This window comes from Allobosea sp. (assembly GCF_017308015.1).
GTDB lineage: Bacteria > Pseudomonadota > Alphaproteobacteria > Rhizobiales > Beijerinckiaceae > Allobosea.
Genome location: NZ_JAFKFW010000002.1, coordinates 419,396 through 443,147, shown reverse-complemented (window position 1 = coordinate 443,147; position 23,752 = coordinate 419,396). Strand labels below are relative to the sequence as shown.

Annotated in this window: 22 protein-coding genes; 13 read left to right on the top strand and 9 right to left on the bottom strand. The window is 66.4% G+C overall.

The window, feature by feature from the left end; genetic code table 11:
- Positions 1-62 precede the first annotated feature (62 nt).
- On the top strand, positions 63-1,256 hold the full coding sequence (locus J0I42_RS02125; protein ID WP_291652296.1) for a pyridoxal phosphate-dependent aminotransferase: 1,194 nt from the start codon (positions 63-65) through the stop codon (positions 1,254-1,256).
- A gap of 119 nt (positions 1,257-1,375) precedes the next feature.
- Positions 1,376-2,437, top strand: coding sequence for an AbrB family transcriptional regulator (locus tag J0I42_RS02120; protein ID WP_291652294.1), 1,062 nt, complete (start codon positions 1,376-1,378; stop codon positions 2,435-2,437).
- Positions 2,438-2,455: 18 nt separating this feature from the next.
- Here J0I42_RS02120 and J0I42_RS02115 read toward each other — a convergent pair whose 3' ends face one another.
- Positions 2,456-3,391, bottom strand: coding sequence for an SMP-30/gluconolactonase/LRE family protein (locus J0I42_RS02115; RefSeq protein WP_291652292.1), 936 nt, complete (start codon positions 3,389-3,391; stop codon positions 2,456-2,458).
- A 60-nt stretch (positions 3,392-3,451) separates the two neighbouring features.
- Positions 3,452-4,357, bottom strand: a complete 906-nt coding sequence (locus tag J0I42_RS02110) for a LysR family transcriptional regulator (protein WP_291652290.1) — start codon at positions 4,355-4,357, stop codon at positions 3,452-3,454.
- A 135-nt stretch (positions 4,358-4,492) separates the two neighbouring features.
- Here J0I42_RS02110 and J0I42_RS02105 point away from each other — a divergent pair, with 135 nt between their 5' ends.
- From J0I42_RS02105 to J0I42_RS02070, 8 genes are all read left to right on the top strand, one after another.
- Positions 4,493-5,929, top strand: a complete 1,437-nt coding sequence (locus J0I42_RS02105; RefSeq protein WP_291652288.1) for an FAD-binding oxidoreductase — start codon at positions 4,493-4,495, stop codon at positions 5,927-5,929.
- Positions 5,926-7,113, top strand: coding sequence for an FAD-binding protein (locus J0I42_RS02100; protein WP_291652285.1), 1,188 nt, complete (start codon positions 5,926-5,928; stop codon positions 7,111-7,113). The genes J0I42_RS02105 and J0I42_RS02100 overlap by 4 nt, the downstream gene beginning before the upstream one ends.
- The gene (locus J0I42_RS02095; RefSeq protein WP_291652284.1) at positions 7,113-7,748 is read left to right on the top strand and encodes a DUF2585 domain-containing protein; all 636 of its coding nucleotides are present in this window, start codon (positions 7,113-7,115) and stop codon (positions 7,746-7,748) included. The genes J0I42_RS02100 and J0I42_RS02095 overlap by 1 nt, the downstream gene beginning before the upstream one ends.
- 4 nt (positions 7,749-7,752) lie before the next feature.
- On the top strand, positions 7,753-9,126 hold the full coding sequence (gene glcF, locus J0I42_RS02090; protein ID WP_291652282.1) for a glycolate oxidase subunit GlcF: 1,374 nt from the start codon (positions 7,753-7,755) through the stop codon (positions 9,124-9,126).
- A gap of 205 nt (positions 9,127-9,331) precedes the next feature.
- Positions 9,332-10,906 carry a histidine--tRNA ligase gene (gene hisS, locus J0I42_RS02085; protein WP_291652279.1) on the top strand — a complete coding sequence of 525 codons (1,575 nt, stop codon included), beginning with the start codon at positions 9,332-9,334 and terminating at the stop codon, positions 10,904-10,906.
- 135 nt (positions 10,907-11,041) lie between these two features.
- Positions 11,042-12,154, top strand: a complete 1,113-nt coding sequence (locus J0I42_RS02080; protein WP_291652277.1) for an ATP phosphoribosyltransferase regulatory subunit — start codon at positions 11,042-11,044, stop codon at positions 12,152-12,154.
- Positions 12,155-12,159: 5 nt separating this feature from the next.
- On the top strand, positions 12,160-13,137 hold the full coding sequence (gene hisG / locus J0I42_RS02075; protein WP_291652669.1) for an ATP phosphoribosyltransferase: 978 nt from the start codon (positions 12,160-12,162) through the stop codon (positions 13,135-13,137).
- A 134-nt stretch (positions 13,138-13,271) separates the two neighbouring features.
- Positions 13,272-13,757 (top strand): META domain-containing protein, encoded by a 486-nt coding sequence (locus tag J0I42_RS02070; RefSeq protein WP_291652275.1) that lies wholly within the window; start codon positions 13,272-13,274, stop codon positions 13,755-13,757.
- Between the two features lie 144 nt (positions 13,758-13,901).
- On the opposite strand, the gene J0I42_RS02065 is transcribed toward J0I42_RS02070, so the two are convergent.
- The 5 genes from J0I42_RS02065 to groES all read right to left on the bottom strand — a co-directional run bounded on the left by J0I42_RS02065 (position 13,902) and on the right by groES (position 20,514).
- On the bottom strand, positions 13,902-15,995 hold the full coding sequence (locus tag J0I42_RS02065) for an ABC transporter ATP-binding protein/permease (RefSeq protein ID WP_291652272.1): 2,094 nt from the start codon (positions 15,993-15,995) through the stop codon (positions 13,902-13,904).
- Between the two features lie 213 nt (positions 15,996-16,208).
- Positions 16,209-17,321 carry a branched-chain amino acid ABC transporter substrate-binding protein gene (locus J0I42_RS02060; protein ID WP_465247625.1) on the bottom strand — a complete coding sequence of 371 codons (1,113 nt, stop codon included), beginning with the start codon at positions 17,319-17,321 and terminating at the stop codon, positions 16,209-16,211.
- 153 nt (positions 17,322-17,474) lie between these two features.
- On the bottom strand, positions 17,475-18,389 hold the full coding sequence (gene phnD / locus J0I42_RS02055) for a phosphate/phosphite/phosphonate ABC transporter substrate-binding protein (RefSeq protein ID WP_291652268.1): 915 nt from the start codon (positions 18,387-18,389) through the stop codon (positions 17,475-17,477).
- Between the two features lie 145 nt (positions 18,390-18,534).
- Entirely contained in the window at positions 18,535-20,172 is a 1,638-nt protein-coding gene (gene groL / locus J0I42_RS02050) for a chaperonin GroEL (RefSeq protein ID WP_291652267.1), read from the bottom strand.
- A gap of 54 nt (positions 20,173-20,226) precedes the next feature.
- Positions 20,227-20,514, bottom strand: a complete 288-nt coding sequence (gene groES / locus J0I42_RS02045; RefSeq protein WP_291652266.1) for a co-chaperone GroES — start codon at positions 20,512-20,514, stop codon at positions 20,227-20,229.
- 228 nt (positions 20,515-20,742) lie between these two features.
- Here groES and J0I42_RS02040 point away from each other — a divergent pair, with 228 nt between their 5' ends.
- The 3 genes from J0I42_RS02040 to J0I42_RS02030 all read left to right on the top strand — a co-directional run bounded on the left by J0I42_RS02040 (position 20,743) and on the right by J0I42_RS02030 (position 22,310).
- Positions 20,743-21,204, top strand: a complete 462-nt coding sequence (locus J0I42_RS02040; protein ID WP_291652265.1) for a MarR family winged helix-turn-helix transcriptional regulator — start codon at positions 20,743-20,745, stop codon at positions 21,202-21,204.
- 160 nt (positions 21,205-21,364) lie between these two features.
- Positions 21,365-21,847 (top strand): PaaI family thioesterase, encoded by a 483-nt coding sequence (locus J0I42_RS02035; protein ID WP_291652264.1) that lies wholly within the window; start codon positions 21,365-21,367, stop codon positions 21,845-21,847.
- 250 nt (positions 21,848-22,097) lie between these two features.
- A complete protein-coding gene (locus tag J0I42_RS02030; RefSeq protein ID WP_291652263.1) occupies positions 22,098-22,310 on the top strand; it encodes a hypothetical protein in 213 nt (70 codons plus the stop codon).
- On the opposite strand, the gene J0I42_RS02025 is transcribed toward J0I42_RS02030, so the two are convergent.
- Together J0I42_RS02025 and J0I42_RS02020 are read right to left on the bottom strand one after the other, a co-directional pair.
- Positions 22,297-23,139: a DMT family transporter gene (locus J0I42_RS02025; RefSeq protein WP_291652262.1), complete on the bottom strand. Its 843-nt coding sequence runs from the start codon at positions 23,137-23,139 to the stop codon at positions 22,297-22,299. The two genes, J0I42_RS02030 and J0I42_RS02025, sit on opposite strands and share 14 nt — an antisense overlap.
- Positions 23,136-23,627, bottom strand: coding sequence for a GNAT family N-acetyltransferase (locus J0I42_RS02020; protein WP_291652261.1), 492 nt, complete (start codon positions 23,625-23,627; stop codon positions 23,136-23,138). Before J0I42_RS02020 ends, J0I42_RS02025 begins: the two co-directional genes overlap by 4 nt.
- Between the last annotated feature and the right edge of the window lie 125 nt (positions 23,628-23,752).

Sequence of the window (23,752 nt, the reverse complement as noted above, 5' to 3'; positions counted from 1 at the left end):
TCATGCCTCGCCGCGCCGCGATCGGCTAAAGGTGGGCCATCGAGTTTCGCGAGGCCGAACCTATGAACAGCGCCATCCTGCCGGGCAGCACCCTGCTTGCCGAGCTTCGCCCCGAGGCCCGCAACGCGCCGGAAAGCGGGATCGTGGAGGTGGTCAATCACGGCCGGCTGAAGCCCGGCCTGATCCCGCTCTGGGTCGGGGAGGGCGACCTCTCGACCCCCGCCTTCATCGCCGATGCGGCGGCGCGCTCGCTCGCAGCGGGCGAGACCTTCTACACCTGGCAGCGCGGTATCCCCGAGCTGCGCGAGGCGCTCGCCCGCTATCATCAGCGCCTCTATGGCCGCCCATTCTCACCTGAAAGCTTCTACGTCACCGGCTCGGGCATGCAGTCGGTCCAGATCGCGGTGCGGATGATCTCCGGCCCCGGCGACGAGATCCTGATCCCGACTCCGGCCTGGCCGAATTTCGGCGCCGCAGTCTCGATCAGCGGCGCGAGCACCGTCTGCGTTCCGATGGACTACGCTCACGGCCAGTTCACTCTCGATCTCGACAGACTCGCCGCTGCGATCACGCCGCGCACCCGCGGCATCCTCGTGAACTCGCCGTCGAACCCCACGGGCTGGACTGCAACCAGGGCCGAGCAGGAGGCGCTGCTCGCGCTCTCGCGCAAGCATGGTATCTGGATCGTCGCCGACGAGATCTACGGCCGCTTCATCTATGATGGCTCGGAGCGCGCACCTTCCTTCCACGACATCATGGAGGCGGAGGACCGCGTCATCTTCGTCCAGACCTTCTCGAAGAACTGGGCGATGACTGGCTGGCGCATCGGCTGGATCGAGGTGCCCCTCGCTTTCGGGCAGGTCGTCGAGAACCTGATCCAGTATTCGACTTCCGGCTCGCCGGTCTTCGTCCAGCGGGGCGCCATCGCCGCCCTCGACGAGGGCGAGGGCTTCGTCGCCGAGCAGATCTCGCGCGCGGCCGAAGGGCGCCGCATCGTGTTCGAGGGCCTGAAGGCGACGAACCGCGTCACGCTCTCGGCCCCGGTCGGGGCGTTCTACCAGTTCTTCTCGGTCGATGGCCGCGAGGACTCGCGCAAGCTCGCACTCGATCTGGTCGACAGCGCCAATGTCGGCCTTGCGCCCGGCACCGCCTTCGGCCCCGGCGGCGAGACGGGCTTGCGCCTCTGCTTCGCGCGCAAGTCCAGCGATCTGGTTGAGGCCGTCGCGCGTCTGCAGAAGGCTCTGGCCGCCGCCTGAGTTCGAGGCGGGCGGCGCATCGCCGCCCTGCATGCGGTGGGCAGCGGGTCGGTTGACCCGTCGCCGGGCCATCGCCATGAACACCCGGCGCCGCCCGTTCCCGGCGCGACGGGAACGCGATGAAACCATTCGGCTATCCTACGAACCGGCTGGTCATATTCTGGCGGGAAGCGCTGGTCATCGGGCTGGCGACTGTCGGAGGCGGAGCCTTCGCCCTGCTCGGCATGCCGGCGGCCTGGCTTTCCGGCTCGATGCTGATCAGCGCCGTCGTCGCGCTGGTGCGCCCGCTGCCGAACCTACGCCGGCCCTGGTTCGACTCGACCATGATGCTCTCCGGCGCGATCCTCGGCTCGGCGGTGACGCCGGAGGCGCTCGCGGCTGTGGCGCGCTATCCGACCTCCCTCGTTCTCCTGCTCGTCGGCGCCACCGTGATCATGTTCGCCACCGGCGCCTATCTGCGCCATGTCGCGCGTTGGCCCTGGATCGACGCCCTGCTGGCCTCTGCGCCCGGCGCCCTGTCGACTGTGCTGGCGGTGGCTCAGGAGAAAGGCGCCAATATCGGCCGCATCTCGGTCGTGCAGTTGTTTCGCCTGCTCGTGCTGGTGGCGCTGCTGCCGAGCGTCATGCAATTGAGCGGCGCCGCTGCCGGTATGCCGGTTCCCGACATCAAGTCGGTCGATGCCGGTACCATGTTCGGTGTGGCCATGGCGGGGCTGGCGCTCGGGCTCGTCTTCGAGCGGCTCGGACTCTCCGCGCCGCTGATGTTCGGCGCGACCTTCGCCAGTGCCTCCCTGCATGGCAGCGGCCTTGTCGAGGGCGCTCTGCCCATGCCGATCCAGATCGCGGTGCAGATCCTGCTCGGTGCCACCATGGGTGGGCGCATCGCACATATTCCGCGGGGCGAGCTGAAGGGGCTGTTCCCGCTCGCCATCGGCGGTTTCGCCGTCTCGATCGGCGTCGCTTTTCTCTTCGCCTGGCCGGCCGCCTGGCTCGCCAATGTCTCCTACGCCAGCGGCATGGCGGCCTTCGCGCCGGGTGGGCTGGAGGCGATGGCGATGCTCGCCTTCGCGATGGGGCTCGATACGCTCTATGTCGGCGCGCACCATCTCGTGCGTTTCGTCGCGATCGGGCTGGCGATGCCGCTGGTTCTGAGCCGCGTGAAGAGCGCGCCGCCGCGTTGATCGCCAGCACGAGCGTCCTTAACCCGGATGCTGCGCTCCGTTCGTATGGGTCATGACGGAGTAGAGCGAGGTCGTGCCGCAGATGAACAGGCGGTTGAGCTTCGGTCCGCCCCAGCAGACATTCGCGACGATCTCCGGGATCGCGACCTTGCCGATCAGCGTGCCGTCCGGATGGTAGACATGGACGCCATCGGCGGCACTGGTCCAGATTCGGCCCTCGATATCGAGACGGAAGCCGTCGAACAGCCCGGCAGTGCAGGTGGCGAATACCTTTGAAGCGCCGAGTGTGATGCCGTCCCGCCCCATCCTGAAGCTGCGGATATGCCGCGGCCCGTTCTCGGGATCATGGCTTCCGCCGGTATCGGCGATGTAGAGGATGCTTTCGTCCGGCGAGAAGGCGAGGCCGTTGGGCTTGACGAAATCATCGGCGACAACGGCGATCTCGCCGGTTCGACCGTCGATCCGGTAGACATGGCAGGCGCCGATCTCGCTCGGGGACTTGTCGCCTTCGTAATCGCTTAGGATGCCGTAGTCGGGATCGGTGAACCAGATCGATCCGTCGGATTTCACCACCGCATCGTTCGGCGAGTTCAATCGCCTGCCTCCGAAATGACTGGCGAGAACGGTGATCGAGCCGTCATGCTCGGTGCGCGTCACCTGTCGCCCGCTATGTTCGCAGGTCACGAGGCGCCCTTGTGCGTCGACCGTGTTGCCGTTGGAATGGCGCGCAGGCTGGCGAAAGGTGCCGACCTGGCCGCTCAGCGCGTCGTAGCGCAGCATGCGGTCGTTCGGGATGTCCGACCAGATGAGCGTGTTATGGGCAGGGAACCAGGCCGGCCCCTCCGACCAGCGCGCACCTGTCCAGAGCCGCTCAACCCGGGCCGAGCCCGGAATGACGCCATGGAACCGCGGATCGAGGACCGTAACTCCCGTGCCTTCGAGCAGGCCGAACATACCAAACCTCCCTGAAATTCAGGCTGGAGCATCACTGCCCGCGCGGGACAGGGCAATGCCCTACAGCGCAAGCCCCGCATCCCAATAGGGCGTGGCACCGTAGAGCTCGCCGAGATAGTCGACGAAGGCGCGCACCTTCTGTTCGAGGTGCCGACGGCTCGGATAGACCGCATAGACCGCGACGCGCGAGCCGACCGCATAGGCAGGCAGGACGCGCTGCAGCGCTCCCGATTTCAGCTCCGGCCCGACATCCCAGGTCGAGCGCAGGGCGATGCCGACGCCACCCAGCAGAGCCTCGCGCACGACCTCGCTCGAATTGGTCCTGAGCGGGCCGTTGACCCGCACCGAGATCGGCCCTTCCGGCCCGTCCAGCCGCCAATGATCGGCATTGTGCGCAATCAGCGTATGGCGCGGCAGCTCGGCGATATCGGCCGGAGTACCATGCTCCGCGAGATAGCCGGGTGTCGCGCAGAGCACCCGGTGGTTGCGGGCGAGGCGCTTGGCGACGAGGCTCGAATCCTGCAGATCGGCGATGCGGATCGCGAGATCGAAGCCCTCGCCGACGACGTCGACGAAGGCGTCGCTGAGCACGAGCTCGACCGTCACCAGCGGGTTGGCATCGAGGAAGCGCTTGAGATGCGGCGCGACATGCATCCGGCCGAAGGAGGTCGGTGCCGATACTCTGAGCGTGCCGCGCACCTGGCCGGCACCGCTCGATACCCAGGATTCGGCCTCCTCGATCGAGGACAGGATCGAGACGACGCGCTCGTAGAAGCCCTGTCCCGCCTCGGTCAGGGCGAGCTGCCGCGTTGTGCGCTGGAGCAGCCGCACGCCCAGCCTTTCCTCCAGCCTGCGGATGCGCTTCGAGATCACCGCCGGCGACAGGTTCAGCTGCCGCCCGGCCGCCGACATGCTCTTGGTCGTCACCACATGAGCGAACACGTCGAGATCGCCGAACCGGTCCATAGCTGCGCACCTTTTCCAATCTGGAAATAATGGCTGGCTTTGACCGCGCTGCAAGTGCCATTGAATTGCTCTAATCTGTCGCACAGACAGAACGCGTGCGTAGCGTGCCGCGAGCCATGGAGGTCGACGGGAGAGATGAGCGCGATAGCCTTTCCGGTGCCGGACGCCGGCATTCTCGCCCGCCGCGAATCGATCGTCGCCGGCCTCGCGCGCCTTGTCCCGCCACAGGCCCTCATCACCAGCGAAGACGAGCGTCGCCCTTATGAAACGGATGCTCTGACCGCCTATCGCCGCATGCCGCTCGCCGTCGTCTTGCCCTCGACCACGCGGGAGGTCGCGGCCGTCCTGCGCTATTGCCGGGAGGAAGGCGTGCCGGTGGTGCCACGCGGCTCCGGCACTTCGCTCGCGGGCGGCGCGATTCCGCAGGAGGATGCGGTGGTCATCGGCGTCTCCAGGATGAACCGCATCCTCGAGATCGACTATGCCAACCGCGTCGCACGGGTCGAGGCCGGCGTCACCAATCTCGCCGTCACCGGCGCGGTCTCGGCCGAAGGCTTTTTCTACGCGCCCGATCCGTCCTCGCAGCTCGCCTGCTCTATCGGCGGCAATATCGGCATGAATTCGGGCGGGGCGCACTGCCTGAAATACGGCGTTACAACCAACAATGTGCTCGGTGTCACGATGGTCATGCTCGACGGCTCGATCGTCGAGATCGGCGGCTCCCATCTCGACGCGCCCGGTTATGACCTGCTCGGCCTGATCAACGGTTCGGAAGGCCAGCTCGGCATCGTCACAGAGGCGACCGTCCGCATCCTGCGCACGGCTGAAGGCGCGCGCCCCGTGCTGTTCGGCTTCCCGACCAGCGAGCAGGCGGGGGCGGCGGTCGCCGCCATCATCGGCGCCGGCATCATTCCGGTCGCGATGGAATTCATGGACAAGCCGGCGATCGAAATCTGCGAAGCCTTCGCCAAGGCCGGCTACCCGATGGATGTCGAGGCGCTCCTGATCATCGAGGTCGAGGGCTCCGACGACGAGATGGACGCTCAGCTCGCCCGCATCGTCGCGATAGCGCGGGAGCACGGCGTCAGCACCGTCAAGGAATCGAAATCGGCGATGGAGGCTGCGGCGATCTGGAAGGGTCGCAAGTCGGCCTTCGGCGCTACCGGCCGCATCGCCGATTATATCTGCATGGACGGCACGATCCCGACCGGGCAATTGCCCTATGTGCTCCGGCGCATGGACGAGATCGTGAAGGGCTATGGCCTGCGCGTCGCCAACGTCTTTCACGCCGGCGACGGCAATCTCCACCCGCTCATCCTCTATAATTGCAACGACCCGGTCGAGGCGCAGAAGGCCGAGGATGCGGGCATGGACATCCTCAAGCTCTGCGTCGAGGTCGGCGGCTGCCTCACCGGCGAGCACGGCGTCGGGATCGAGAAGCGCGACCTGATGACCTTCCAGTTCAACCCGGAAGACCTCGCCCAGCAGATGCGGGTGAGGGCGGTGTTCGACGAGCGCTGGCTGCTCAACCCGGCGAAGGTGTTCCCGCTGGAAGGCAGGGTGGCAGCGTGATCGTCCATACTCCTACTACCGAGGCGCAGGCCTGCGCCGTCGTGAAATCGGTCGTCGACAACGCCGTGCCGCTCACCCTGCGCGGCGGCGGCACGCGCGCTGGCCTCGGCCGCCCGGCCCAGGCTGCGAGCACGCTCTCCAGCGCGGGCCTCACCGGCATCACGCTCTACGAGCCGGCCGAGATGGTCATCGCTGCCCGCGCCGGCACGCCGCTCGCGCTGGTGCAGGAAACGCTGGCTGAACGCGGCCAGATGCTGCCCTTCGAACCGATGGACCATCGCGCCCTCTATGGCAGCGAGGGCGAGCCGACCATCGGCGCCATCGCCGCCTGCAATATCTCCGGCCCGCGCCGGATCAATGCCGGTGCCGCTCGCGATTCCCTGATCGGCGTCAGGCTGGTCAACGGCCGTGGCGAGATGATCAAATCCGGTGGACGCGTGATGAAGAACGTCACCGGCCTCGATCTGGTGAAGCTCCTCAGCGGTAGCCACGGCACGCTCGGTTTCCTCACGGAAGTCACCTTCCGCGTGCTGCCGCGGCCGGAGCGCATCGTCACGCTGCAATGGAGCGGCCTGTCGGACAGTGACGGCGTCGCGCTCTTGTGCAAGGCTCTGGGCTCACCCTTCGAGCCGATGGCGGCCGCGCATCTGCCTGCCGGGCTGGCGGGTGACGTAGCGTGCACGCTGCTGCGGCTGGAGAATTTCTCGGATTCGATCGAATACCGCTCCGGCGAGCTCGCCTTGCTGCTCGGCGAATACGGCGTGCCGGAGCGTCTCGAAGGAGCCGCGCCGACCGCGCTCTGGACCGATATCCGCGACGCTTCCTTCTTCGCTGGCAGCGATGAGGCGGTCTGGCGTCTCTCGCTCGCGCCGACCAACGGTCCGAAGGCGGCCGCCGCCATCGCTCGCATGGTCCCTGCCGCGCGCTGCTTTTACGATTGGGGCGGCGGGCTGGTCTGGCTTGCGGCTACCGCCGATGGCGATGCCGGTGCTGCTACGATCCGCGCCGCGCTGAAGCCGCTTGGCGGCCATGCGACGCTGGTGCGCGCGCCCGATGCGATCCGCGCCACCGTCGATGTGTTCCAGCCCTTGGCCGAGCCGCTGATGCGGGTGACGGCCGGCATCAAGAAAAGCTTCGATCCCGCCGGCATCTTCGAGCCCGGCCGGATCTATGCGGGGATCTGATGACGCTTGCTGACACGCTTTCCGCTGAAACCCGTGACAGCCGCGCAAGCTGGGCGCCGAACCGGCTCGGCCCCTTGGCGCTCGTGCTGGTCGCCGCGCTGCTGATCGCGGGCGTCGCTGCGATCCTGCTCTGGATGGGCCGCGAGCCGATCTGCAAATGCGGGACGATCAAGTTCTGGCAAGGCACGGTGATGTCCTCCGAGAACTCCCAGCACATCGCCGACTGGTACACCTTCTCGCACATCATCCACGGCTTCCTGTTTTACGGCCTGTTCTGGCTGATCCGTCGCGTTACCGGCCTGCCGATCTCGTTCGGGCTCGCGCTTCTCCTCTCGATCCTGCTCGAAGGCGCCTGGGAGATCGCCGAGAACACCAATGGCGTGATCGAGCATTACCGCTCGGCGACGATCTCGCTCGACTATTACGGCGACAGCGTCCTGAACTCGGTCTGCGACATCCTCTCAATGGCGCTGGGCTTCCTCGTCGCTCGCTTCGCGCCCGTCTGGCTGACGGTGGCCAGCGCATTGGCGATGGAGCTGATCGTCGGCTGGCTGATCCGCGACAACCTCACCCTCAACGTCATCATGCTGCTCTGGCCGATGGACTGGATCAAAGCCTGGCAGGGCGGGGCCTGAACCGATGCAGACGAACTTCACTCCCGAGCGCCTCGCCTCCGATCCGCGCATGCCGGCTTCGGAGAAGATCCTGCGGACCTGCGTGCATTGCGGCTTCTGCACCGCGACCTGCCCGACCTATCTCCTGCTCGGCGACGAGCTCGATTCCCCCCGCGGGCGCATCTACCTGATCAAGGACATGCTGGAGAACGGCAAGCCCGCCACCGAAGAGGTGGTGAAGCATGTCGACCGCTGCCTCTCCTGCCTCTCCTGCATGTCGACCTGCCCCTCGGGCGTGCACTACATGCACCTCGTCGACCATGCCCGCGCCCATATCGAGGAGACCTACACGCGCTCCTGGCATGACCGTTTGCTGCGCAAGGTGCTGGCGGCGATCCTGCCCTATCCCGGCCGTTTCCGCGCGGCGATGCTGATGGCGCTGATCGGCAAGCCGCTTGCTCCGGTGCTGGGCGTGCTCCCGGTTGTTGGTTCGCGCCTGAAGGCGATGCTGGCGCTGGCGCCCGCGCGCTTGCCGACACGCTCCGCCATGGAAGGCCCGCAGAACTTCCCGCCGCCGGCCGAGCGCAAGCGCCGCGTCGCGCTCCTCTCCGGCTGCGCCCAGCCGGTGCTCGATCCCGCCATCAACGAGGCGACGATCCGCCTGCTCAACCGCCATGGCGTCGAGGTCGTGCTACCGAAGGGGGAGGGCTGCTGCGGCGCGCTCGTCCATCATATGGGGCAGGAGCACGATGCCTTGTCCTTCGCCCGTGCGAATATCGACTCCTGGGTGGCGGAGGTCGACGGCGAGGGGCTCGACGCGATCCTGATCACCGCCTCGGGCTGCGGCACCACGATCAAGGACTACGGGTTCATGTTCCGCAACGAGCCCGCCTATGCCGAGAAGGCGGCGAAGGTCTCCGCGCTGGCGAAGGACGTCACCGAATTCCTGGAGACGCTGGAGCTTGCCCCGGTGCGCGATGTCGCCATGCCTATCGCCTATCACTCGGCCTGCTCGATGCAGCACGGCCAGCAGCTCAAGGACGGGCCGAAGCGCCTGCTCTCCGGTGCCGGATTCAAGGTCAAGGAAGTTCCGGAGGGCCATATCTGCTGCGGCTCGGCCGGCGTCTACAACATCCTCCAGCCCGAGATCGCGGGGCAACTGCGTGAGCGCAAGATCGGCAATATCGAGCGCACCAGGCCGGTGCTGGTCGCGACCGGAAATATCGGCTGCATGACCCAGCTCGCAAAGGGTTTTTCGGACAAGGGCGCGACGACGCCGGTGGTGCACACGGCCGAATTGCTGGACTGGGCGACCGGCGGCCCGTTGCCGGAGAAGCTGGCGCGGGCGGGGATCGAGGATCGGCCGTTACAGGAAAAGGCGCTGGCGGCGGCCGAATAGCCAAGCAGCGCGTCATGCTCGGGCTTGACCCGAGCATCTCTTGCCGAAGAGGGCGTCGGTACCTTCGTGTCCTGAGATTCTCGGGTCTGCGCTCTGCTCCGCCCGAGAATGACGCCCCGTGACTTGCTCCATGCGTCGTGGCGGTCTAACCCGCGTGCATAATTTTTTATGCACGACCTTCCACTCTGATTGAGTTCCGCACGCCATGTCCGCCGACAAATCCGCCCCTGCCAAGCTGAAGGCCCGCCAGCCGCGCGGCTTCGTCGATCGTGGCCCGGCCGATGTCGCCGCCACCGAGCGCATGCTCTCCGTCATCCGCGAGAGCTTCTCCGTCTATGGCTTCGATCCCGTCGAGACGCCTTTCGTCGAGTACACCGACGCGCTCGGCAAGTTCCTGCCGGATCAGGACCGGCCGAACGAGGGCGTCTTTTCCTTCCAGGACGACGACGAGCAGTGGCTCTCGCTGCGCTATGACCTGACGGCGCCGCTCGCCCGCTATGTCGCGGAGAATTTCGACGCGCTGCCGAAGCCCTATCGCAGCTATCGCGTCGGCTACGTCTTCCGCAACGAGAAGCCGGGGCCGGGCCGCTTCCGCCAGTTCATGCAGTTCGATGCCGATATCGTGGGTAGCGGTACCGTCGCGGGCGATGCCGAGATCTGCATGCTCGCCGCCGACACGATGGAAAAGCTCGGCATCAGGCGCGGCGACTATGTGGTGAAGGTCAACAACCGCAAGGTGCTCGACGGCGTGATGGATGCGGCCGGGATCGCCCCAGCCGCGCGCCTCACCGTGCTGCGGGCGATCGACAAGGCCGATAAGTTTCCGCTTGAGGAAGTTCGCAAGCTTCTGGGCGAAGGCCGCAAGGACGAAAGCGGCGACTTCACCAAGGGCGCAGGCCTCTCGGACGCGCAGTCCGATCGCATCCTGCGCTATCTCGAACTCGGCCAGAAGCTCGCGGAACTGGGCAAGACCAACGCTCAGGACAGCGAAGGCTCTGCCAGGCTCTCGGCCGCAGCGCTCACCGATCTCAGCGGTCTCGTCGAAGGCGCCGAGAATGGTCAGGCTGGCATCGCGGAGCTGGAGCAGATCCGCGAGCTGATCACGGCGGCGGGCTATCTCGGGCGGATCATCATCGATCCCTCGATCGTCCGCGGCCTCGAATACTATACCGGCCCGGTCTACGAGGTGGAATTGACCTTTCCGGTCACCAATGACGACGGCCAGGTCGTGCGCTTCGGCTCGGTCGCGGGCGGCGGGCGCTATGACGGGCTCGTCGGCCGCTTCCGCGCCGAGCCCGTGCCGGCGACCGGCTTCTCGATCGGCGTCTCGCGGCTGTTCTCGGCGCTGAAGGCGGTGAAATCGCCGATCGTCGACAGCCGCAACGAATTGCCGCTCGTCGTTGTCACGGCGATGGACAACAAGTCGCCGGAATTCATGCCGGGCTATCAGGCGATGGTCGCAGGCCTGCGTCAGGCCAAGGATGCCGAGGGCAAGCCGCTGCTGCGTGCCGATCTCTATCTCGGCGCCTCCGGCTTCAATGCCCAGATGAAATATGCCGACCGCCGCGGCGCGACCTGCGCGATCATCCAGGGCTCGTCGGAGCGCGAGGCCGGGACGGTCGTCATCAAGGACCTGATCCTCGGCGCCGAGCTCGCTGCCGCGAGCCGCGACGTCAAGGATTCCGCCGAGCACAAGGCCAAGCAGGCCGAGGCCCAATTCGCCGTGCCGGTCGCGGAACTGGTCGAGGGCGTGAAGCGGGTGCTCGCGCGACATTCGTAAGGCACTGAGAACCCTCTCCCGGCAGGAGAGGGTTCCGCTCAGTCTTTCGATTCCCGTTCACCCATTTCCCTCAAATCCCTCGAAAATGCGTTGCATCGCTGCTAGGACGGCGCTCGCAACAGGACAGGACGAGCCGTGCCCGCAAGCCGCGCCAGCATCGAGACCGTGATCGCGCTCTTCGCCGGCGAGGGTTATGCCCATGCCGAGCCGGCGATCCTGCAGCCAGCCGATGTCTTCCTCGATCTCTCCGGCGAGGACATTCGCCGCCGCATCTTCATGACGCAGGATGCCGACGGCCGCGACTGGTGCCTGCGGCCCGAATATACCATCCCCGTCGCGCTCGATCACATCGCCTCGGGCAAGACCGAGCCGGCGGCCTATGCCTATGCCGGCCCGGTCTTCCGGATGCGCTCCGGGGAGCCGGGCGAGTTCCTGCAGGCCGGTATTGAATCCTTCGGCCGCGACGATTTCACTGCCGCCGATGCCGAGATCATGGCGCTGACCATCGAGGCTACGGCCATGCTCGGCCTTGCCGAGCCGCGCATTGTCATGGGCGATGTCGCCGTGCTCGGCGCGCTGCTGGACGGACTTGCGGTGCCGCAGGGCGCCCGCCGCAGGCTGGTCCGCGCCGTGGTCCAGGGCAAGGGTACCGACGCTGTCGATGCGCTCGATCCTCCGACCGCCGAGGGTGAGGCCGCCCATGCCGGCCTGCTCAAGGCGCTGGAAGGACAGGACCCCAAGGCCGCCCGCGCCTTCGTCGAGGATGTGCTCTCGATCGCCGGCATCTCGACCGTCGGCGGGCGCTCCGCTGCCGATATCGCCGAGCGCTTCCTGGCGCGTGCAGCCGAGCGCGAAAACCCGGTCAATGGCGACGTCAAGGCGCTGCTGGCGCGGGTGCTCGCGGTCTCCGGTGATCCCGATGCGGCCTCGGCCTCGCTGCGGGCGCTCGCCGATCAGGCTTCGCTCGATATCGGTCGCCAGCTCGACGCCTTCGACGAGCGCACCGGCTTCCTTGCCGCACGCGGCGTCGATATCGGCGCGATCCGCTTCTCGGCCGGCTTCGCCCGCAATCTCGACTACTATACCGGCTTCATCTTCGAGCTTCACGACTCGGCCCGCGGTGACGGCAAGCCGGTTGCCGGCGGTGGTCGCTACGACAACGTCCTCGGACGACTGGGCGCGAGCCGCCCGATCCCGGCTGTCGGCGCCTCGCTCTGGCTCGACCGCCTGACGGGAGACGCTGCATGAGCCAGATGCCGGACAACGACGCCCCGCTCGTCCTCGCGGTCCCCTCCAAGGGGCGCCTGCAGGAGAACGCCACCGCCTTCTTCGGCCGCGCCGGCCTGAAATTCGTCAAGTCGCGCGGCGAGCGCGATTATCGCGGCGCCATTGCTGGCGTGGATGGCGCGGAAGTCGCCTTCCTGTCGGCTTCCGAGATCGTCGCGCAGCTCTCCTCCGGTGCCGCCCATATCGGCATCACCGGTGAGGATCTCGTCCGCGAACAGCTCTCCGATGCCGATGCGGCGGTCGAGATGCTCACCCCGCTTGGCTTCGGCCACGCCAATGTCGTCGTCGCCGTGCCGCAGGCCTGGATCGACGTGCGCAACATGGCCGATCTCGACGACGTCGCCTCTGCCATGCGGGCTCGCCACGGCAAGAAGCTGCGCGTTGCGACCAAATACGTGAACCTGACCCGCCGCTTCTTCGCTGAGCACGGCCTCGCCGATTATCGCATCGTCGAAAGCCTCGGCGCTACCGAAGGGGCTCCCGCCGCCGGCACGGCCGAGATCGTCGTGGACATCACCACGACCGGAGCGACCCTCTCCGCGAATGCGCTGAAGGTGCTCGACGACGGTGTGATGCTGGCCTCCGAAGCCAATCTCGTGGCCTCGATGCGGGCGGCCTGGGGCGGCCGGGCGAAGGCGGCGGCGAAGACCATCCTGTCGCGGATCGCGGCCGAGGAGGAGGGGCGCACGCTCCGCGAAGTCCGCGCCCGGCTCGACCTTGCTCCGGATGCGCTGGCCGGGCTGGAGGAGCGCTTTGCGGCCCGCCTGCCGTTCGGGCCGCCCGCTGCCGGCACGCCGCTGACACTGCATTGTCCGGAAAAAGCCGTCTTCGCGCTGGTCGAGCATCTCGGCGGCCTCGGTGCGGACGATGTGACCGTCGGTGCTCCGGCCTACGTTTTTCGCCGTGCAAACCGTCTTCAGGAGCGGTTGAACGCCCGCATCTGATGCCGCGTGGCGTCATCGGAATGACGGGATCGCCCGCGGTTCAGCCTTGATCCCGAACGAATTGGCCTCTAGGCGTGTTAACCGGTTTGGCGGCACGTCGCGTTGCCGCGCGAGTGAATGCAGGTAAGACGATCATGATCCGACGCCTTGGCCTTGCGGCCGTTCTTGCGGCACTGGCCGTGCCGATGCTGATGCCTGACGAGGCGGCTGCGCAGCGCCGCGGGGCGGCGATCTCCGCCGAGGAGAGGGCCGGCGGGACCGCGCCGATCCCGACGCCGCAGCAGGAGAAGACCTTCCCACTTGGCGCGAGCTGGAGCGTTGTGGCGCTGAATGGCAAGCCGGTTCAGGATCGGCGTGCAACATTGATGATCGACCAGAATCTGCGCGGCACCGGCTTTGCTGGCTGCAACACCTTCTCGGCTTCGGCCTATCCCTTGCGTCAGCAGGGGCTGGCGGTCGGTCCGATCGCTATCACCAAGCGCAGTTGCGACAAGGGGCTGCTCGGTTTCGAGAAGGCGTTCCTGATGGCCCTGCGGGCGACCCAGAAATGGGATCTGGTCAATGGCCGTCTCGTCCTGAAGGGCGGCGCTGGAGAATTGACCCTCAGCCGCTCGCTCTGACCAGCGCGTTTCTCCGCCCTTCGGGAGGGCACAATATCAGCCAATGAAAGGGTCGCGTGAGCGACCTTTTTCTGTTTCGCCGATGCGATGTCTGGCGCATCGGCGAACATTCTGCGCTGTCACGGCGCGCAGCTGGCCTGAGCCTCAGGCAGTGGGCGTTTTTGCGGTCGGCATCGGCGTGAAGGTTCCGTCCGCGTTCGGCTCCATGACGACGACGGTGTCGTGCATCGCGCGCAGCGTCGTGCGGTGGCCGATCGAGACGATGCGGGTCTGCGGCAGCTCGCGCTCGATCGTCGCGTAGATTTCGCCTTCCAGCTTCTCGTCGAGCGAGGCGGTCGCCTCGTCGAGGAAGAGCCAGTCCGGCTTGCTCAGAAGCGCGCGCGCGACGGCAAGCCGCTGCTGTTCGCCGCCCGAGAGGCGCTGCCCCCACAGGTCGATTTCGTCGAGCTTGTCGGCGAGATGGCCGAGCTTGACCTTCTCCATCGCGGCACGGATGGCGGCGTCGTCATATGCGCCTTCCTCGGCCGGATAGGCGAGTGCCGCCCTGAGCGAGCCCTGCGGCAGATAGGGGCGTTGCGGCAGCAGCATGATCTCGGCTTCCGCGGGAATGCCGACCTTGCCATCGCCGAAGGGCCAGATTCCGGCAATGGCGCGGAACAGCGTCGACTTGCCGGAGCCGGAAGGGCCGATCAGCAGCGTCGAGCGCGCGGTGCCGAGATCGAGCGCGCCGAGCTTCACGATCGGCCGGCCGTTCGGCAGGAGAAGCGTGGCGTCGCGGATATGCAGGCTGTCGTCGCGCGAGGTCTCGCGGCCGAGTGCCTCCTCGCTGATCGCGCCGTGCTGCGCATCGGAGACCGCGGCCTCGAAGGTGGTCAGACGGCTGATGGCGGCGAGATACTGGGCGATCGAGGAATAGCTGTTGATGATGAAGGACAGCGCGGTCTGGACCCGGTCGAAGGCGCCGGCGACCTGCATCATGATGCCGAGCGTGATCGTGCCCGCGAAATAGTACGGCGCAAGAATGATATAGGGCAGGACGACGCTGAGCTGGTTGTAGGACAGGGTGAAGCTCGTCAGCTTCAGCCGGCGCCAGACCAGCCGGTAGAAATTCTCGACGATATCGCGGAAGCGCTGGGCGAGATGGCTGCGCTCGGTCGGCTCGCCGACCATCAGCGCGATCTGCTCGGAGTATTCGCGCAGGCGCGCCAGAGCGAAGCGGAAATTCGCCTCGCGCTTCTCCTGCTCGAATTCGAGGCGGATCAGCGGGCGGCCGATCATATGGGTGAGCCAGGTGGCCGCCGCGGCATAGAAGAACGCCACCCAGAAGACATAGCCGGGTATCGCAAGCGATGTGCCCGGCAGGGTGAAGCTGACCTGAATGTTCCAGAGGATGATAGAGAACGAGACCAGCGTGGAGACCTGCGAGAGCAGGGGAAGCGCGAAGCCGTAGGTCTGGTTGACGAAGGAACGCGTGTCTTCGGCGATGCGCTGGTCGGGGTTGTCGACGCTGCCGGCGAGCGCGATCCGGTAGTGGGTGGCGTGGTCGAGCCAGGCTTTCGTATAGGCGTTCGCCATGAACTGCCGCCAGCGGATCAGGATCGTGTAGTTGGCGAACAGCTCGATCAGATTCGAGGCGACCCAGAGCACCGCCCAGACGCAGAAGACGTAGAAGAGCTGGTACCAGAATGCCGTCGCATCCTTGTTCTGCAGCGCGTCGTACATGTCGCGGTTGAAGAAGGAGAGGCGCAGCGTGATGCCGACCTGTATCTGGTTGAGCACGATCAGGAAGACGAAGAGCGAGACCGCGAGGGCGCCGAGCCGGATCTTGAACGGCCCGATCGGCCAGAGATTGGCGGTCGTGACCTCATCGGATTCGAAATACGGCGAGGCCAGCCGTGCGATGCGCGCGATCACCGGCACGAACGAGATGGCGTAGATCAGGATCGCGAAGACGCCGACCGTCGTCGGCAGGCTGGTCGGGACCGGTGGGATGCCAAGCGCTTCCGGCCACCAGCCGAGCTGGGCGGCAACCGCGGCCGCGCCGAACAGCAGGTACTCGATTGCGAAGACGCCGGAAAATATCCGCAGAAAGAAGGGCAGGGTGGGCGAACGGAAGGTCACCGCCGCCAGCAGCAGGCCGATGACGCCCATGCCGATCAGTGCGGCGGAGCCGGCTTGTTGGCCGGCGACCAGCGTGGCAGCCGCCAGCAGGGCGGCGAGGATGCTCAACAGGCGCATAAATGGGAATCCTGGCGGGAGACGGTGAATGCCACGATTCGGACCATGTCGCAGCAGTGGCGGCCTTTCAATGGCGACACGCCCGAATGAGCAAATTGTCATCGGGCGGAGAGGCGGCGGCGAACTGGCCTTCCGGAAACGGAACGCCCCGGACGAGCGGAGCTCGACCGGGGCGCAAAACTGATATGGGCTGGCGGTTCGCCGCCCGGCCGGTCACTCGGCAGCGACGATCTTGCCGGCGTCCCACCTGTACATCGAGAAGCTCGGCGAGCTCAGGTCGCCCGTCTTGCCGTAGGTCAGCGTGCCGATCGCGGTCTTGACCGGCATACCGGACTGGAGAGCCTTGGCGGCGCCGTTCGCGTCGCCCGGCTTGCCGGCCTTCTCGATCGCAGCCTTGAGCACCTCGACCGCGGCATAGGCGTTCAGCGTGAAGGCCTCGGGCGGAATGCCCTTCTCCTTCAGAGCGGCGACGGCCTGCGCCGAGTCGGGGTTCTTCAGCGCGTCGGTTGCGTTGGTGAAGAGCGTACCGGTGGCATGGTCCCCGCCGATCGCGGCGTATTCGGTGTTCGACAGGCCTTCGCCGCCGATGATCGTCGCCTTGACGCCGGCATCAGCGAGCTGGCGTGCGAGAAGGCCGCCCTCGGGGTGATAGCCGCCGAAATAGATCACCTCGACATTCGCAGCCTTCAGCCGCGTCACCACGGCCGACAGGTCCTTGTCGCCGGGGTTGACGGTCAGCGCGATGACCTCCTTGATCCCCCCGGCATTGACGCCCTTCTGGAAGGCATCGGCCAGGCCCTTGCCGTAGGTGCCTTTGTCGTGAACGATCGCGATCTTCTTGTCCTTCAGATTTTTGAGGACGTAGGAAGCGGCGATATCGGCTTGCTGGTCGTCGCGGCCGCAGGTGCGGAAGACATTGGTCAGGCCGCGCGTCGTCAGGGCCGGCGAGGTCGCGGTCGGCGTCACCATGAGCACGCCGCTCTCGGAGAACACGTCGGAGACCGCCATGGCGACGCCGGAGGTCACCGGGCCGACCACGAACTTGACCTTCTCACCGACCAGGAGGTTGGCGGAAGAGACGCCCTGCTTCGGGTCGCCGGCATCGTCGGCGAGCTTCAGCACGAGCTTCTCGCCGAGCACGCCGCCATTCTTGTTGATCACATCGACGGCGGTCTGGGCGCCGTTCTTGACCTGGTCGCCATAGGCGGCGACGGGGCCCGTCAGCGGCGCGACGAGGCCGATGGTGATGTCGGCCTGCGCGGCCTGGGCGGAGAAGAAGAGGGCGGCGGCCAGCGCGGCGCCTGACAGGAGTTGGGACTTTTTCATCTGCATCTCCCTACGACATGCAATTTTAGCGCGCGATCCCGCGCGGGATCGCTTGCAGCCTGTATAGGCCAGGATGCGGCGAAGGGCACTGCTTGCGCTTTCATCAGCCTCGTCGGGAAATGCATGGCGATACGGCAGGGGCGATGTACGCGTTCAGCCGCTGCGAGCCTTGCGTTGAGCTTCCAGCTCCTCGGTGACGGCGATGACGTCGAGATAATCCTCGTGCCGGGCCGGCGCATAGCGCGAGACATAGCCGTCGGTGAAGCTCTTCCACGCCTCCGGGGCGGCCTCCTTCATCGCGTTCATGGCGACAACGAAATCGTCCTTCAGCCCCTGCGGCAGGTTGGCGCGGGTCGAGAACGGGCTCGCCGGGATCAGGGGCGAGGTCCAGAGAACCCTGGTCGAGCCGGCCGGGATCATACCCTTCTGGGCGAGCCGTTGCGCGACACCATGCTCGGCATTGACCTGATAGGTCGCGACGACGTCGAACTGGCCCCGCACCAGTGCCAGCACCGAATTGTCATGGCCGCCGGAGAAGACCGTGCCGCTGAAATGGACTTTCGGGTCGATGCCCTGCTTGCGCAGGAAATAGGAGGGGAAGGCGTAGCCGGAAGTCGAGTTCGGATCGGCGAAGGCCATCACCTTGCCCTTGAGGTCGGCAACGCTCTGATAAGGGCTCTCGGCGCGGACCAGCAGCACGGAATAGTAGCCTTCTTGCCCCTGGTTATCGACGTCGCGGATCAGCGGCTGGAGCTTGTTGCCGAGCACCCGTCGGCCGAGCGCATAGACCGCGGGCCCGAAGCGGGCGAAGTCGACCTGATCTGCCCGCATCGCCTCGACGAGGCCGGCGTAATCCGAGACCCTGAAGAAGCGGACGGGCACGCCGAGGCGTTGCGACAGGTAATCCACCATCGGCTGGGTGCGGGCGATGGCCCCCGCCTCGTTCTCGGCGGAGGAGACGCCAAAACGGACCTCCTTGACGCTCTGGCGCCAATCCGAACCTTGGGCGAGGGCAGGCGTGAGGCTGCTGGCAGCGAGGCCGGCGAGAACGGAACGGCGTGTCGGCATGATGGTCTCTGGCGCGGTGGAATCCGATCGCGCCTTGATGCGCGCCCAGCACGACGGCCGGATGGCGGGCCGATGACAGTGCCGTGAAACGAAAGAAGGCCCGGCTTGCGCCGGGCCTTCCTGTCTTCTCGCTGGGAGCGATGGATCAGAAGTCCATGCCGCCCATGCCGCCGCCGCCCATCGGGGGCATCGGGGCGTCCTTCTTCGGCTGCTCGGCAACCATCGCCTCGGTGGTGATCAGCAGGCCCGCGATCGAAGCCGCATCCTGGATCGCCGTACGCACGACCTTGGTCGGGTCGATGATGCCGGCCTTGACCAGGTCACCGTACTCGCCGGTCTGGGCGTTGTAGCCCCAGGCGTATTCCTTCGCCTCGAGCAGCTTGCCGACCACGACCGCGCCGTCATCGCCGGCGTTGTCGACGATCTGGCGGGCCGGGGCAGCGATCGCCTTGCGGACGATCTCGACGCCGGTCTTCTGGTCGTCGTTCTGGGTCTTGAGGCCCTTCACCGAGGACAGGGCGCGCAGGAGCGCAACGCCACCACCCGGAAGAATGCCTTCCTCGACCGCAGCGCGGGTCGCGTTCAGCGCGTCGTCGACGCGATCCTTCTTCTCCTTGACCTCGACCTCGGTCGCGCCGCCGACGCGGATGACCGCGACGCCGCCGGCGAGCTTGGCCAGACGCTCCTGGAGCTTCTCACGGTCGTAGTCCGAGGTGGTCTCTTCGATCTGGGCCTTGATCTGGCCGACGCGAGCCTCGATGTCCTTCTTCTTGCCGGCGCCGTCGATGATCGTGGTGTTCTCCTTCTCGATGCGCACCTTCTTGGCGCGGCCGAGCATGTTGAGCGTCACCGTCTCGAGCTTGATGCCGAGATCTTCCGAGATCATCTGGCCGGCGGTCAGGATCGAGATGTCCTCGAGCATGGCCTTGCGGCGATCGCCGAAGCCCGGAGCCTTGACGGCCGCGACCTTCAGGCCGCCACGGAGCTTGTTGACGACGAGCGTGGCCAGGGCCTCGCCCTCGACGTCCTCGGCGATGATGAGCAGCGGCTTGCCGGTCTGCACCACGGCCTCGAGGATCGGGAGCATCGCCTGAAGCGAGGACAGCTTCTTCTCGAAGATCAGGATGTAGGGGTCTTCCAGCTCGGCGACCATCTTCTCCGAGTTGGTGATGAAGTACGGCGAGAGATAGCCGCGGTCGAACTGCATGCCCTCGACGACGTCGAGTTCGGTCTCGGCGGTCTTGGCTTCCTCGACGGTGATGACACCCTCGTTGCCGACCTTCTGCATGGCGGTCGAGATCATCTTGCCGACCGACTCGTCACCGTTCGCCGAGATGGTGCCGACCTGCGCGACTTCCGCGTTGGACGTGACCTTCTTGGAGTTCTTCTTGAGGTCGGCGACGATGGCGTCCACGGCGAGATCGATGCCGCGCTTCAGGTCCATCGGGTTCATGCCGGCCGCAACCGACTTGGCGCCTTCCCGGACGATCGCCTGGGCGAGAACCGTGGCGGTCGTGGTGCCGTCGCCGGCATGGTCGTTCTGGCGCGAAGCGACTTCGCGGACCATCTGGGCGCCCATGTTCTCGAACTTGTCGGCAAGCTCGATCTCCTTGGCGACGGTGACGCCGTCCTTGGTGATGCGCGGAGCGCCGAACGACTTCTCGATCACGACGTTACGGCCCTTCGGGCCCAGCGTGACCTTCACGGCGTTGGCGAGGATATCCACGCCGCGCAGCATCTTGTCGCGGGCATCGGTGCCGAATTTGACGTCTTTGGCAGCCATGAGAGCTACTCCTTGGACTGGAACTGAAAAGGTAACGAAGCGGTCAGGCGGCTATCAGCCGACGACGCCCATGATGTCGGATTCCTTCATGATCAGGAGGTCCTGACCATCGATCTTCACCTCGGTGCCCGACCACTTGCCGAACAGGACGCGGTCGCCCTTCTTGACGTCGAGGGCAACGAGCTTGCCGGCTTCGTCACGCGCGCCGGGACCCACGGCGACGACCTCGCCCTCCTGGGGCTTTTCCTTGGCGGTCTCGGGGATGATGATGCCGCCCTTGGTCTTCTCTTCGCTGTCAAGGCGGCGGACCACGACGCGGTCATGCAACGGACGGAACTTCATGGTTCTGTCTTCCTCTCGGTCTTATTCGGTTCGGGTGCCGCTGAAGGGCTCCCGGGGGAAGCTGTTAGCAGTCTCCTGGAGGGAGTGCTAACAGATGGCGGGGAGATAGGCGCGAGGGTGCGGAGAGTCAAGGAAGCACTCCGCGATAAAGTGAACGCTGGCGGATGCAGTGTCGCAGGTCGCTTCGGGCCTGCTGGCACCAGCGCTTGAACACGCTAACATGGCCGAATGACGACGCCCTCGCCCGATCCGCGCCTCGACGCCATCGCCCGTTCCTGCGTTGCACTGCATGTCCGCATGACGGCGCGGGCGGTGACGCGGGCCTATGACGAGGCGATGCGGCCGAGCGGCCTCAAGATCACCCAGTTCGTGCTCCTTTCGGCGCTCAGCACCGGGCAGTGGAAATCCGTCACGGAACTGGCGGAACGCTTCGCTCTGGAGCGGACCTCGCTGACACGCAATCTCCAGCTTCTGGCGGTGGAAGGCATGGTCGAACCGGTCGAGTGCCGCGGCAGGGCCTCGGTCTATGCGGTGACGGAGAAGGGCAGGGCTGCGATAGAGGTCGCGATCCCCTATTGGCGTGCTGCGCAGGACAAGATCGAGGGCGGCTTCGGTGAAGAGCGCTGGCGCGAAACCCGGGACGGCCTCAAGGCCCTGCGCCGTGCCGCGCGCGGCGAACGCCAACGCTGAAGCCGGGTTCCCGAAGTCGAATTCGTGCCTTTCAGCGGTCACCCCGGATCTCCGCTTCACTGCGTCCGGGATGGCGCAGGGTTGAAGGTTCGCCTCCTCGCGCCGGTTGACGCGTTCCCAATTCCTTTCATATCGTGCAGATACACGAATGGGGATCGACATGAAGCGCGCGGTTGGAGTGGTGTCTCGCGAGGAACTGGTCGCGGGCGATGGCTTGAGCTTCCTGCGCGGGATCATCGCCGGCACCAACCCGGCGCCGCCCTTCGCCGATGCCATGGATTTCGAACTGGCCGAGGCGGACGAGGGCAGGGTGGTGTTCGTGGGGCGCCCCTCGCCGCGTTTCTTCAACCCGCTCGGCACGATCCATGGCGGCTGGACAGCGACCATCCTCGATTCCGCCATGGCCTGCGCCGCGCACGCGACGCTGCGGCCGGGCGAGGGTTACACCACGCTGGAGATGAAGCTGAACTATGTCCGCCCGGTCATGCCGGAAAGCGGCGTGGTGCGCTGCGAGGGCAAGCTGATCCACCGTGGCAATACGGTGGTGACGACGGAGGGGCGCCTCGTCGATGCCCGCGGCAAATTGCTCGCGCATGGCACCGAGACCTGCCTGATCCTGCCGGGCAAGCGCGCGGAAGGCTGAGGGGCGCTGTTCGGCTTGATGCGGCTGCGCGATGGGGCGAGTATCGTTGCGGGAGCTGCCAGATGCCGTTCGTTCCATTCCAGGCCCCGGATGTCGCGGCGCGATACCGTTCCTTCCCGGCGCCGCTCCAGAATCCGTTGCTCGCGCTGCGCCAGCGCATCTTTGAGGTTGCGGCAGCAACGCCCGCCATCGGTGCCATCGCCGAAACCCTGAGAGGCCGCGCATCGGCACGACGATCCGCCTTGGCCCGATGCGGGGCGAATGCGACGCCTATGCGCTCTACGTTCATTGTCAGACCAGCTTGGCGGGCACGTTCCGGCAGCTCTATCCGGGCATCCTGCGGGTGGATGGCGAGCGAGCTCTGGTGTTCCGCCTCAACGATGCGGTTCCGTTGGAGGCGCTCGACCATTGCATCGCGCTTGCCCTGACCTATCGCGGCAAGAGCGGTGTCAGCGCCGGCTGACCGCGGCCGCGCCGGCGACGATCAGCAGGGCACCGGCATAGGTCGTATAGAGCGGCACCTCGCCGAATACGAGGAAGCCGAGCAGGCTTGCCCAGATCAGCGCCGTATAGTCGATCGGCGCCAGGCGCGAGGCGGCGGCTCTGGCATAGGCCGAGGTCAGCGTCAGATGGCCCGCGACGCCGAGCGCTCCGGCGAAGAGATAGGCTGCGCAATCCGTCGGCGTCATCGGCACGAACGCGAGGGCGGCCGGAATGGCGAGGCAGAGCGCCGGCCCGACATTCTGGAAGGCGACGATGACGGCCGGATGTTCCCTGAGCGCGATGCGCCGAAGCAGGATCAGGTTGAAGGCGTAGCTCACTGCCGAGAACAGTGCGGCGGCAACCCCGAGACCGGCGCCGCTGACATGGCCCTGCAGGCGGGGCCAGACCATCACAAGCATGCCGGCGATCCCGAAACCGAGCGCCTGAAGGATGCGCTTGTCGATCTTCTCCTTGAGCAGGAGCCCGCCGAGCAGGGCCACGAAAACCGGCGCCAGGAAGGAAAGGGTCAGGGCCTCCGCCAGCGGCAGCACCGAAACGGAATAGAAGAAGCTGCCGGCGGTGAGCACGACCAGCGGAATCCGCGCCAGGTTGCCGATCAGGCTCGCTTGCGTCGGGCGGGGCGGGCGGGCGACGGCGAGCACGACGAGTGCGCAGATGCCGCCCATCACGAAGCGCATGAACAGCGCCACGATGAAGGGGTGCTGCTGCATCTGGCCTTTGATAACCGCATCCATGGCGGTGAGCAGGGCAATGCCGAGGGCGGCCCGGAAGGCGACGGAAAGGGTCACGGGCCGTCGCGAAGCCGCTTTCGGAAATGATATTCCCAGCTTTCCGAGACATCGCCCAGATAGCGCTCGCCCGGCCAGCGCGCGAAGCCGAGCTTCTCGTAGAAACGATGGCCGCGCGCGAAACGCGAATCGGACCACAGCATGATCTCGGAGAACCCGCCGCGCTCCGCAAAGTCGAGCGCCTTGGCGAAGAGGGCCTGCGCCAGGCCGGAACCCCGTAAGGCGCCGTCGACATAGACCTTGGTGAGCTCGACGGCATTCTGTTCGGGAACGGGCGCGACGCCGAGCGAGCCTGCGATGCGGCCATCTAACCCGTCGGCAATCCAGAGTATGCCGCTCTTCGCCGTAAAAGCTGTCGCGGGCCGGCGAAGCTCCGGAAACTCCTCCGGCACGAAGAGGCAGCCCGGATATTCCGCGAAGCTTGCGGAGATGAGGGCAGAGAGCGGGCCGGAATCGTCGTCGCGGGCGAGGCGGATGGATGGCGTCATGACGCTTGCCTTAGAGCCAAAACCTGCCGCAGTACAGATGCATAAGCGACGTCGGGCGGTGCCGTTCGGCAGGGCCGACGGCTGGCTCGGCCCCACAACTTCCCCTTGGAAAACCTGCCCCGTCC